At 68.8% G+C, this 12,095-nt stretch carries 7 protein-coding genes; all 7 read right to left on the reverse strand.

The genetic code is table 11. The features are described 5' to 3' along the window. Positions 1-9: 9 nt before the first annotated feature. The 7 genes from HL666_RS34000 to HL666_RS22775 are packed head-to-tail and all read right to left on the reverse strand — an operon-like array spanning position 10 to position 12,084. On the reverse strand, positions 10-3,054 hold the full coding sequence (locus HL666_RS34000; RefSeq protein WP_210262044.1) for an eCIS core domain-containing protein: 3,045 nt from the start codon (positions 3,052-3,054) through the stop codon (positions 10-12). Continuing rightward, entirely contained in the window at positions 3,051-4,436 is a 1,386-nt protein-coding gene (locus HL666_RS22750) for an ATP-binding protein (RefSeq protein ID WP_246741610.1), read from the reverse strand. Before HL666_RS22750 ends, HL666_RS34000 begins: the two co-directional genes overlap by 4 nt. Beyond that, positions 4,388-6,061: a contractile injection system tape measure protein gene (locus HL666_RS22755; RefSeq protein WP_172183753.1), complete on the reverse strand. Its 1,674-nt coding sequence runs from the start codon at positions 6,059-6,061 to the stop codon at positions 4,388-4,390. The genes HL666_RS22750 and HL666_RS22755 overlap by 49 nt, the downstream gene beginning before the upstream one ends. 18 nt (positions 6,062-6,079) lie before the next feature. Beyond that, positions 6,080-8,143: a hypothetical protein gene (locus tag HL666_RS22760; RefSeq protein WP_172113882.1), complete on the reverse strand. Its 2,064-nt coding sequence runs from the start codon at positions 8,141-8,143 to the stop codon at positions 6,080-6,082. Beyond that, the gene (locus tag HL666_RS22765; RefSeq protein ID WP_172183755.1) at positions 8,140-10,209 is read right to left on the reverse strand and encodes a baseplate wedge protein; all 2,070 of its coding nucleotides are present in this window, start codon (positions 10,207-10,209) and stop codon (positions 8,140-8,142) included. The genes HL666_RS22760 and HL666_RS22765 overlap by 4 nt, the downstream gene beginning before the upstream one ends. Positions 10,210-10,214: 5 nt before the next feature. Next, positions 10,215-10,388: a hypothetical protein gene (locus HL666_RS22770; protein ID WP_246739323.1), complete on the reverse strand. Its 174-nt coding sequence runs from the start codon at positions 10,386-10,388 to the stop codon at positions 10,215-10,217. A gap of 43 nt (positions 10,389-10,431) precedes the next feature. Then, positions 10,432-12,084 (reverse strand): hypothetical protein, encoded by a 1,653-nt coding sequence (locus tag HL666_RS22775; RefSeq protein WP_172183757.1) that lies wholly within the window; start codon positions 12,082-12,084, stop codon positions 10,432-10,434. Positions 12,085-12,095 lie beyond the last annotated feature (11 nt).

The raw sequence follows: 12,095 nt of genomic DNA on the forward strand, positions 1-12,095 counted from the left end.
TCGCTGCTCTCAGTTGGTGAAGATGCGGTAGGTGGCAGAGCGGCCGGGGCTGATCAGGAACGGCTCCTGTCCGTCCGGCGCGATGTTGATGAGGTCGGCATTGGTCGTCTTCAGGGCAAATCGCAGCAGCGTCTTGCCCTTGTATTTCGCATCGGTCTCCGTCGTCGGCGATCCCACGACCTCGTAGGTCAGCTGATGATAGTAGTTCTTGCCGTCGTCGCCGATCCAGGTCAGCGTCATCAGCACGCGATCGCCGGCCTTGGTCGCAGTCGTGATCGGCGCGTTGGTCACGAAGCTGTAGTCGCGCTCGCTCGTCTTGCTGCGATCGCCGGTGAAGGCGCGCGCCAGCGTGTAGCCGCCGGATTTGCCGAATGACGGCTCGGTCTGCTTGCCCCTGGGGGCCGGCGGCGCCTTGTCGCCCGATGCCGATCCCTTATCACCCTTGCCTCCCTTGCCACCGGTCGTGCCCGACTTGCCGCCGTCCTTCTGTGCCGCGTTCGACGGCGCGGGCGCGGCCGTGGCGCCGCTCGAACTCTGGTGACGCTTCTTCAGGGCCTCGACGATCTGCTTGCGCAGCTCGTCGGGCGAGAGATGGCCCGGCTTCCAGTTGAGCGTCTTGAGCAACGCCAGATCGTCCGGGGTGATATCGGCGGTGACCTGCATCATCGTCTCCACCCATTGCGCGGTTGGCACGCGGAACTGCTTGTCCGATGAGGAGTCGATCAAATGCTGCATCAGCGCGATCTGACCGGACGAGGCCTTGCTCAGCATCAGCGCGACCTTGGTGGCTTCCTGCTGCGCCAGGCGCTGCTCGGCCTCGGTCGCATTCGGCGAGGTCAGGGGAATGACCATGCCGCCCGGCGTCGGCGTCGCGCCGGTCGCCGCATTGCCCGGCGTTGCGGTCGAGGAGGTGCCGGGCACCGCTCCCGCAGTCGGCCCGGCCGTGCCCTTGCCGGCGTCGCCGGTGGTTTGCGGTGTGCCGGTCTGCTGCGCGCCGCCGGGCTTTCCGCCCGGTGTTTGCGCGCCGGTGCTCTGGCCCGTCGGAGCATCGCCGGTCTTGGTGCCCGGGGTCTGGGTGCCGGAGCCGCTCACCCCCGGCCCCGGAGTCTTGCCGCTGCCGCTTCCGGTCGCTCCGGGCCTGTCGGCACTGCCCGTACCGGTGCCTTTGCCTTGCGTGGTCGCTTGTCCCTGCGGCGCGCTCGGGCCGGCGGTCGTCTGGCCCGGCGTGCCTGACGTAGTTGCGCCCGGCGTGGTCGTCCCGGTCGAGGTCTGCCCTTGCGGCGAACCCGGCACGGGCGCGGCCGGTGCGCCCTTCTGCGGCGAGCCGACGCCGGCGCCGATCGCGTTCTCGGCCTTGCCGCTTCCTGTGCTCTTGGCGACGGCAACGACGTTGTTCTTTGCTTCGCCCTTGCCGGCGGTGGCCGCCGACGCCGACAGATTGCCTTCGCTCTTGCCCGCACCTGCGGTGGCAGCGGCCACGCTGGTGTTGTCGGAGGACTTGCCCGCGCCCGCAGTCGCCACCGAACCGCCGAGCGAATCCGAGCTCATGCCGGCGCCGGCCGAGAGCGCGGTCGCACCAGTGTCGTTGGCGGAGACGCCGGCGCCGGCGGCACCGGCCGCTGCGCTGTCGGAGAACCAGCTGAAGCCTGCACCCGCGGTGCCGACCGAGGCGCTGTTGGAGCCGACCGAGACGCCGACGCCGGCATTGCCGCCACCGACGCTCGAGCCGAACAGGGAGATGCCGAAGCCGACATTGGCGGCGCCGGCCTTCTCGCCGCCTTTCTCCTTGTCCTTCTCTTTGTCTTTCTCCTTTTCCTTCTCCTTCTCCTTTTCTTTTCCCTTGTCCTTTTTCTTGTCGGACTTGGGGATCTGATCGCAGGCGCATTCCGGGCGCAGCTGCTGGAGCGTGGCTCGCGGCTCGCAATGATAGAGATAGAGGCCGTGGCTCGCCGGATTGACGAAGATCAGTTGTCCGCAGTTTTTCGGCAGGCCCTTGGTGACGAGCCAGCCGACCGGAGCGCCGGACGGATTCCACTGCTTCGCCGTGAGATGATAGTGGTTGAACGATTGGTACCATTTGTCGGCCGCGACGATGGCGCGGTAGAACAGCTGATCGCGGACGCCGGCGGCGCGGCCGCCCGCGCTGTCCGGCTTGACCTCGCCGGTATAGATCGCGTGCCGTTTCAGATCGATCATTGCGAGATCGAGGCGGCCGCTATTGCCCTTGCCCCAGCCGCGGAAGACGCGCACTTCCTTCCTGCCAAGCCCGCTGGCGACGAAATGCCCGCCGATCCAGTTGTGCGCGGCGGTGCCGGCATGCATCGGCAGCTGACACACGCCGCAGCCGCCGGCGGGCTGGCCGATCCCGCTCGTCAGCGCCGTCCCGGGGCCTCCCGGCTTGCGCGCCAGCCGCAGCGGCGCGCCGCGGCCCTGCTGCACGACGTGTGTCAGCTCATGCGCCAGCAGCCGGCGGCCGGCCGGAGATTGAGGCGCGTAGTGGCCGTTGCCGAATACGACGTTGTGTCCGACCGTGTAGGCCTGCGCGCCGACCGCGCGCGCCGAGGCGGCGGCATTTGCATCGGTGTGGATGCGGACCGCTGCGAAGCTCCGGCCGAAGCGCGGCTCCAGATCGGCGCGCGTCGCCGCATCGAGCGGCTGGCCAGGCGAGCGCAGCACGTCGTGCACGACCGGCGGCGCGATGGCGGCGCTCGACGCCGCGGTGCTGCCGGAGGCGTCCTTGCGCTGCATGAGGTCCTTGCGGCAGTCGGAGCAGGTGCCGCCGCAGGCGCATTGCCGTTGCATGCGCGGCGGGCCCGCGGAGACAGCGTTCAGGGACGCGGGCATGGCACGGCTTGCAGGACCGTCGACGACGCGGCTGGCCATCGCATCGGCCTCGCGCTCCAGCGGATCATCGACCGGACCGATCTCGAGCCGCGGCTGCAGCATCGCGACCGAAGGAAAGGTGAGGGGCGGGGACAGCGCGACACCGCGGTTCGATCGCGCGCTCTGGCTCTGCGCCGCCTGGGGTGCGGCGCGCGTGGCCGTCTGCTTCATGCCGCCCTCCCTTCCTTGATCATCTCGCTCTTGATCGCGGCGACGAGATCGTCGCGGCCGATCGGGCGGCCGTTGTCCTTCAGCGATTGCAGCGAGGCGAGGCGGATCACGTTCATGATCGAGCCGCCAGACAGCGTGTAGTCGCGCGCGATCTTCGAAAGGTCGAGATCGCCGGCGAACTGCGCCTTGGGCGAGAAGCCCTGCCGCCACAGCTGCTCGCGCTCCTCGGGACGCGGCACCGGGAAGTAGATCACGGACTCGAAGCGGCGTGCGAAGGCGTCGTCGATGTTGTCGCGCAGGTTGGAGGCGAGGATGGCGATGCCGTCGAAGCTTTCGATCCGCTGCAGCAGGAAGGCGATCTCCTGGTTGGCGTAGCGGTCATGCGCATCGCGTGTCTCGCTGCGCTTGCCGAACAGCGCATCGGCCTCGTCGAACAGCAGGATCCAGTTGCGGCCCTCCGCCTGGTTGAACACGGCGGCAAGGTTCTTCTCGGTCTCGCCGATGAATTTCGACACGACCATCGACAGGTCGACGCGGTAGACGTGGCGTCCCGTGGACTTGCCGAGCAGGCAGGCGGTCATGGTCTTGCCGGTGCCGGGCGGGCCGTAGAACAGGCTGCGATAGCCGGGACGCAGCTTGGCGGCCATGCGCCAGTCGTGCATCAAGGTGTGGCCATGTGCGATCCAGGATTCGATTTGGCCGAGACCCTGGCGCGTTGCCGGATGCAGCACGAGGTCGCTCCAGTCCAGCGTCGTCTCGATCAGCTGCGCGGGGAAGTGCGCGCCGAAGCTCGGCCGGCGCTGCTCGCCGCGCGTGAACAGCGCCAGCGCATCCTCGGACAGAACGAGCCGCGCCTTCATCACCGGCTCGTCGTTGCCGGACGCGGCCCGCAACAGCCCGCGGCGGGCGAACGGATGATCCGGCTCGAACAGCGCCTGCAGGCGGAAGCGGGTGGCGAGGTCGGTGCCGCCGATGATGAAGGCGAGCGTCTCGCCGGTCGGCCAGAAGTCGCCGTCGGGCTCCTTGCGCACGCCGCCGAACTCGGCGAAGCGGCGGTCGAAGGTCTGGTTGCGGGTGAAGAAGACGTCGAGCAGCTGCGGCCGCAGATGCGGCGCCAGGGCCAGGACCAGCGCGACCCGCTCGGCGAAATCGCAAGCGTGCTCGCGCAGGAAGCTCGCATAGGGCGACGGCGACTGCGACAGGTCCGGCGGCCCGGAGGGGGCCGCCGGCTCGGCGCGGTCGAGGTTGAAATACAGCTTGAAGCGTGCGTCAATCAGCTGCGCGAGCCAGCCAAGCTCGGCGTCCAGATCGACCGCGTTCTGCTCCAGCGCGCTCACCATTCCACCCGCATCGCCGCCTGCATCCATGGCAATCGCAGCCATTGCAGGGTCCAGGGAAGCCGTTCCAACAGCACGTCGGCGCCGCGGCGCTCCAGCCGCAGCAGCCAGGCGCCGTCGCGCGTGCCGAGCAGGCCCGGCCGCATCAGGAAGGTCTCGCGCAGGCCGGCCTGCGAGATCGCGCCGAGGCAGCTCGCATGCGCGATCGCGGCATCGATCAGCTGTCCGGCTTCGGCCTGCTCGGTGTCGGTGACGGGCTCGGCGATCTCGCACGGATCGAACGGCGGCAGGCCGCACAGCGCCTTCGGCAGCAGCAGCGCGAATTCCGGCGCGTCAGGCTCGCCGGTCGCCAGATGATGCAGCAGCAGCACGGCGCGCTGCTGCGCGGCCAGGCTGACGAAGCCCGTTTCGTCGCCGTCGAGCAGACCGCGGCGGGCGAAGAAGCGCGGCAGGAAGGGCCACAGCAGGCAGACGCCCGCGGCCATGACGGAATGAACGTCGTCGGGCGCACTGCGCTCACGATCATCCTGACGAACAGGCGCGGGCCGACGCGAGAGCCGCGCCTCCAGGCGCTCGGCATCGGCTGGCGTGATCAATCCGGCCTGACGCAACGGCCGGAGCACGGCTGCCAGCGCAGTGTCGAAGGACGGGCCGGCCGGAGCCTCGGCGAGCCGCGCGAAGGTCTCCGCCCATGCCGGCTGTTCTCGTTCAGCCAATCGGGCTGCCAATGGCGCCAGCTCCGCATGCAAGCCTGCGAGCATCGGGCTTGGCGGCCAGCTGCGCGGCGTCCGCGGCGGCTCTGAGGCAAGCGCCGAATGAATGCGTTCCAGCTCGGCGACGCGGGCGACGAGATCGGCCGGTGATGGCCGCATTGCCAGGGCGGCCGCGCAGGCCTCCAGGAGCGCCGTGAGGGTCATGCCGGCGGCGATGGCGATGCTCGTGAGCGCGGTCTCGACGGGGTCGGTGTGGGGGACGGCACAGGCTGCCTGCAGCAGGCCGCGCCAGATTGCGAGGCGCTTGCGTCGAGGCGTCAGGTCGGCGATCGAAGAGGTTTCCAAGAGCTCTGCCAGCTGGCGCAGAATGGCGGTGCCTTCGGGCGCGAGCGCCGCGACGATGCGCTCCAGCGTGGTGTCGGCGAGGTGACCGATGAGGCGGTTCATGGCCGCCGGATCGGCGAGGAGGCCGCGCAGGCTGTGCGCGAGGCTGGCGGGTGATTGTCGCAGCGCCGAGTCCGCAGCGCGGTTCAAGAGGTCGCGATCGTGGCCGTCGCACCACCACGGCAGGGTGCCGGTCGTCACGAAGTGATTGATGACGAGCAGCGCCGCCGCGTCGGCCGCAGGCTTCGCCCGGCCGGCTGGCGCGGGGCTTGTCGATTGAGGATGGTGGCTCAGTGCAACCGATGACCTCAGTGCGCCCGGAAGTCTGGCGGCGATCCGCGCGGGCAGCTCCCGTGACAGCGAATCCATATCGAGCCGTCCGAGATCGAGCTCGAGCCGGTCGATCCGGATCAGCTCGGCATGCGGCGTGAGCTCATCGAAGATGCGCTCCAACAGCGGCGTCAGCGCCTCGCGGACCACGTCCGAGACGGCCGTGCTGACGCGCTCGGCGGTCGCCGCATGGGCGACGGTCAGCTCGACGATCTCGCGATGAATGGTGTGACGCTGGGACATGGCGCGCGACGAACGGTCCTAGTTCTGTTTGAGCGTGACGGTTGCGGTCGCAGCCAGCGTGGCGGTTGCGACCGGCGGATTGAGCCGGGTTGCGGTGATCGAGAACGTGGTGTTTGCGCTGATCGGATCGGTGAGCAAAGCGAGGGTGTCGCCATTGCCCGGCTGCGCTGCGCCGACCGGCGCGCCCGCAGCGACGAGCTGATAGCTCATCTCCGTCTGGGTCTTGTCGACGAGGATCTTGGCGCGATTGCCCGCGGGCACGGCGGCATCGCCGGCGCGGACGGGGCATGTCGGATCGGGCCGGACGGCAACCGGAAAGCGGATCCGGCGTCGCACCGGGATCGCTGCCTTGCTGGTGGCCGACAGCACCAGCACCATGTCGTTGGCGATGGCAGCGGAGGCGAAATCGAGCGCCTGGCCATTGCCGTCGCGCGCCGCGCCGATGGCGATGTCGTCCGCTGAGGTCTCCTGGAACAGCGCGTAGCTGTCAGCGGCTGCGCTCGCCGGCACCATGACATGGGCGATGCTGCCGCGATCGATCAGCGCGGCGGTCAGCTGCGCGGCCGGCACCGCGGTGATGACGGCCGGATTCGGCAGATCGATGCCGACCCGGCTCTGCGCCTTCATCGCGCCGATCGTCCATGACGTCCCGACCGCGCTCGCGCCGGTCTCCACCACCGGCGGCAGCGGCGGCTGGCCGTCGCGCGTCACGGCGAAGTCGACCTCCAGCTCGAGCTGGCCGATGCCCTTGTTGACGTTGGCGTCCTCCGGACTGCCCTGGTGCACATAAGCCGGAAGAACGGCCGGCACAGGTTGCGCCGTCCGCGGTGTGTAGTAGACGCCGGCCTGACCGCCCGCGATCGTCATCGCGCCGTCGGTTGCGGCGCCCGCGAGCGTGACGGTGACGCTGAGGCCCGGCTTGGGATTGGGGCGCACCAGCACCGCCAGCATCTGGCGCAGCCAGATCCAGGACGAGAACGATGTCGTCCCCGTCGCATGGGTCTTGCGCGCGGCGATCGCGACGACGCTGTCGGCGGTGGCTTGCGGCAGGATCAGCCGCAGGTCGGCATTGGCGCCGGGCTGCCAGTCTGCGCCGAGCGCAAAACCCTGCGGCACGGCGCTCGGATCTGCCGCCGCGAGCGACGGCAGGCGGATCATTACGTCGGGCTGGCCCGGCACCGGCACGGCAAGCAGACCGGGGCCCGGCGGTGCGCCTTGCGCGAAGGCCGTATCAGGCAGGCGCAGCAGCACGGCGCGGTAGTCGACGCCGCCCTGGGCGGCGGCGAGCCTGATCTTGGGAACGGATAGGAAGTCGACGATGGCGCCGGGCTCGGGCGCGAGAGACAGATCCGGATTGGCCCTGACGTAGATGCGTAGGCGGATGGCCAGAAGGTTGGTCTGCGTTGGACGCGCCAGGGCGGCGTCAAATGTCTTGGTGGCGCGGATCCTGATCTCGGTGTCGGCCTGCAGCGGCTTGCTCGCCAGCTCGATCGGCCCACCGGTACCTCGGACGGCTTGGCCGACCGAGACGACGTCGTCCTGCGCGGCCGCGGCGACGTCGTCCGGATGCGCCGGGTCACCGTTGACGAAACGGACCAGCCGGTAGTCGACGCCGTCCTGGCTGGAGGGCAGGCGCACCGTGATCGCCGTGTTGTAGCTCAGGATGCGCGGAGATGGGCCATCCTCGGGCAACACGATTGCCGCCAGCGAGAGGTCGAGTCCGACCTTGACTCCCGCCGTTGTCAAAAGGTCCGCCTCGCGGCCATTCGGCGCCCGCGCATGGATGGTGAAGGTCACGTCGTCGCGAATGGGCGGCGTGGTCAGCGCCACCGATTTGCCGGTGCCCTTGACGGTGGCCCCGACCGCGTCGCCGGTCTTGTTGCGCAGCCCGTAGTCGACGCCCGTCTCGCTGATCTCGATCTTGATCGTCGCAATGTCGTTGAAGGCAACCGTGAGCCGCTCGTTGGGCACTGGCAGGTCACGCACCGGATAGGTCTCGCCGAGCCCGAGCGCCTCGAGCATGCGGTTGCGTGCCTCGCGCAGGCGCAACACCGTGGCCGTGCTCGAGGTTGCGCCGCTCATGTGAGTGGCCCCGATAGGACGGAATCGGCCTTCACGCCGAGACGGTCGGCAAGCCGATGGTGGCGCAGAGCCAGCAGCAGATCGTCGTAGGTCGCAGCAAAGGCGGCGAAGGGAGCGGGATCCAGCCACAGCAGATAGGCGGTGAGATGCGCCGGCGTTTCCTCGCGCATGATGCGCTGGATCATGCTTTCGAGCGTCTTGAAGCGCGATGGAAATATGAAGGTGAGCTGCGCCGTCCATGGATCGTTGCGCGAGGCCGCCGCGAGCAGCGGCAGCGCGTTGATCTCGTCCTCCGGAAGCGCGCGCAGCAGGATGTGCTCGACCAGCAGGAACCTGGTCTCGCCCGCGGCCGGCCAGCCGAGCCGGAGGCGTACGCGGTCGATCAGGGCGGGCGATGATCCCGGCGAGAGCAGGTCGACGCCCGTGCCGCGCCCTGCACCGAGCTCGGGCATGCGGCGGAGGAATTCGCGCTTGGCCTGCAAGAGCCGCGCGGTCGCGGCATCCGCATCGAGTGGCGCCGCGGTCGCTGACAGTTGCGGATCGTCGGTCACGGTTTCGGCGAACCGCCCGAGCAGGTGGTTGAGCAGCCGGTTGCGCCGCTTCATCGCCCCCGGCGGCTGCTCGGGCTCGACCAGCTCGGCCAGCTCATCGGGGCCGAAGGTCGGATCGAGGATCGGATCGCGATCCGGATCGTCGCCGACATACTGTGCGGCATAGGTGCGCGGCGACGTCTCGTCGATGCCGAGCAGCGAGGCGACGTGGGCGAGCTGGGCGAATTCGTTCGCCAGCAGCTGGTCGAGCACGGCCAGATAGCCGCGGAGCTGGTTGGCCGCGGCCTTGCGGGCGTCGTCGGCCGAATCGGGCAGGGCGCCCGCACCGACGCCATAGAGCCGTGGCAGGTCGGACTCCAAAGGCAGATAGTGCGCGACGTCCCGCCTTTGTCCCGGGCGCGGGATCAGATCGCGCTCGGCCGTGTCGAGTTCCGGAAACAGCCGCGCGCTGCGCGCACGCGCGCCGTACGCGCTGATCACGCCGGCAGTGTCGACGATGACCGGCTGGCGATCCTTGACCAGCTCGATGCTGCTGGCGGTGAGATCGAGACGGGCAGCGCCGGTCTCGTCGAGCGTCAGCGACCACGGCTCGGCCGACGGGCTGCCGGCGCGCGCGAGCAGGATCCAGCGGACCGCGCGGACCCCCGGCACGCTCATGATCGCGCGGATCACGTCCGACGTATGCAGCGCAACGCGGCGCTCGGCTGCCGGCAAGGTCGCTGGATCGACGAAGCCGCGCAGCAGCGGCGGGCCTTCGAAGATCTCGTCGCTGCGCGCGCCCTGCGCGAGAGCCTGGTCGAGTCTGAGGAATCCCACCGACGGCGAGATCAGCGCGCTGACCCGCTCGAAGATGCCGAGCAGCACGTCGGCGCCGTTCTCGGTTTCGCCGATCTCGACGGAGGCGCGCACGGCCACCGGCATCGGATCGAGCATGACGATGTCGTCGAAATCCTCGCACAGCGGCCGGTTGGCGGAGAGGCGTTGTGCGACCGCGAGCCGGACGACAGCGGCATCGATGTCCTGAAGATCGGACTTTTCCACCAGCACGCGCCACAGGCCGCGCGGCGCGACGGCCTCGGAGCTCGCCGGCGGCGTCGGATCGCGGTCGATCGCGATCGTCTTGGCGTCCGGATCATGGCGAAGCGGGAGCGACGCGCCGTCCGCCGTGACGATCCAGGCATTCTTGACGCCGGGCACGTCGAGCACGATGCGCCTCAGATCATCCGGCGTGACCGCCCGGGAGGTGAGCGCCTGCGCCGGCGTGAACAGGCAGGCCTCGGTGGTCTTGCCGGCTTCCGCCAGCAGATCCGGGATCGGGTGAAAGGTGCGATAGCCGAGATCGCTGAGGGCGTAGCACATCGCCTCGAGCAGCGTGATGCCGGGATCATGGGCGTTGAAGTCGGTCCACTGCTCGCCGGCGAGGCGCTCGAGCTCGGTCAGGCCCTGACGCAGCAGGGCCGTGAAGTCGAGCAGCGGATGCTCTGGCGGTCCGGTGGAGATCGATAGCGCGTCCACGGGTCCTAACCTTCCTTGCTTTCGCCGAGCTCCTCGGACAGCACCTGGATGGCGCCGCTGATGCGCAGCAGCGTTTCGCGCAGGTCGCGCACGCGCGCTTCGGCCTGCACCAGCTGGGTCTGGCCGCTGGCGAACTCCTCGCGCAACTGGCTCAGCCGTTCCTTGAGACGGTCTTCCATCGTCGAACTCTCGATCATTGTCATTGTCGTATGGTCGCTCCTGTCAGTGCAGCATGACGAAGATCTCGATCACCCCTTCGCCGGCCGCATGCGCGCAGAGCGCCTTGCCGATGATGGTTCCGGCGCGATAGGCGCCGTCGGTCGTTGCCGGAGCAGCCCGCATGGCGTAGCCGGGGCGTGAGGCCGCGGTCAGGAGATCGCCACGGCGGATGGGACCGCCTTCGTCGGTGACCTTGCAGGGGACGCATCCCGAGAGCGCCACGGGAAATCCCTTGCTGCCGTCGGCCGGAAGATCCTCGCGGTTGATCAGCGAATTGAGCAGCATCCCGGGCTCGGTCGAGATGACCCCGATCACCCGGCTGCAATTCGCTTCTGGAGCAAGGACGATATGTTCGGAATCGGGATCGAGGCTGACGACGTCTCCAGGGGCGAGCGAGGCCCGTGCGAAATAGATCTCGGCGAGATCGCGCGGTCCGGTCTGCACGGGGCCGCGTGACCAGACCGTTCCTTCGGCTTCCAGATCCCACGTGCGCATGCCGCCGCCCCAGCCCGGCGTGAGCGGATTGGGGCCCTTGCCCATGCTGCCGATGCGGCCGGTCACCAGCAGGTCGCCGTTCACCTCGAGATAGTCCCAGACCTTGACGACGCGTCGGAGCGGAGAGGTGTTGACGGTTCTGCCCAGGATCATCAGGCCGCCGTAATTGGCGCCGTTCTCGATGGCCGCGTAGCCGAGCTTGTTGCCGATGCCCGTATGATTGTGGTCGGTCTTGGTGAAGTAGAGATCCGAGCCGCCGATCGACAGGCTTCGCTTGACGTTGAAGTCGCCGTCCTTCTGGAGCTCTGCATAGCTGACATTCTTGATCCTGAACTGGATCGTCTCGGGCGAATTCAAATACGTCGTTCCGAAGTCGTCGCCCGCTGCGCTCTGCAGCAGCGCATAGTTGTCCGCGGCGGCCTGGTTCAGCGTGGTGACGCCGAAATGGACGTAATTGCCGTTGGCCGGCCAGGGGCCGATGGACAACGAGCCGAACCTCGCCACCCCGGCGACGTCGAGCATGGCAGCGGGGGACGGCGTTCCGATGCCGAGATGGCCGTTGGCCGCCAAGGTCGCGCGCTGGACGTTGTTGACCCGGAACGAGATGTCCTTGCCGTTCAGCGCCGTTCGCCCGAGCTGCGCGCCGGAGATGCCGACCGCCAGCGCATAGGTCGTCGTGAGATCGCCGGCAGCGCTGCCGCCGACATAGGAATAGTCCACATTGACGTCCGGCGCGCCGATCGTGAGCAGCCCGGCCCGGATGCGCCCGCCGACCTCGAGCCGCTCGGCGGGCGCGACCACGCCGATGCCGACGCGGCCGTTCGCGGCATCGACGGCAAGGCGGCTGTTGCCGGCTCCATCGTTGATGGAGAGGCCCGGCCGCCCCGTCTGCGGATCGTTGGGGTTCGATCGCGGGCGCAGCGACAGCGTCCAGGCGGGGCTGGCATCGGAGATCTGCATGTAGAAGTTGATGGCCTTCTCGAAGTCGCCGACGGCTTCGATCGAGAGCGGCTCGCCGCCGCCGGGCTTGATGACGCCATCGTCGCGCTGGTTGATCAGGCTGTCGATGAGCTGGGAGAACTGCTGCTCGGTCGGGATCGCATTCTTGACGAAGTAGGACTTCAGCGTTGCCCGCGACTTCTTGTTGTCATCGATGTTCATGGCAGCCTCGT

It is taken from the genome of Bradyrhizobium aeschynomenes (genome assembly GCF_013178945.1).
Classification (GTDB): Bacteria; Pseudomonadota; Alphaproteobacteria; order Rhizobiales; family Xanthobacteraceae; genus Bradyrhizobium; species Bradyrhizobium aeschynomenes.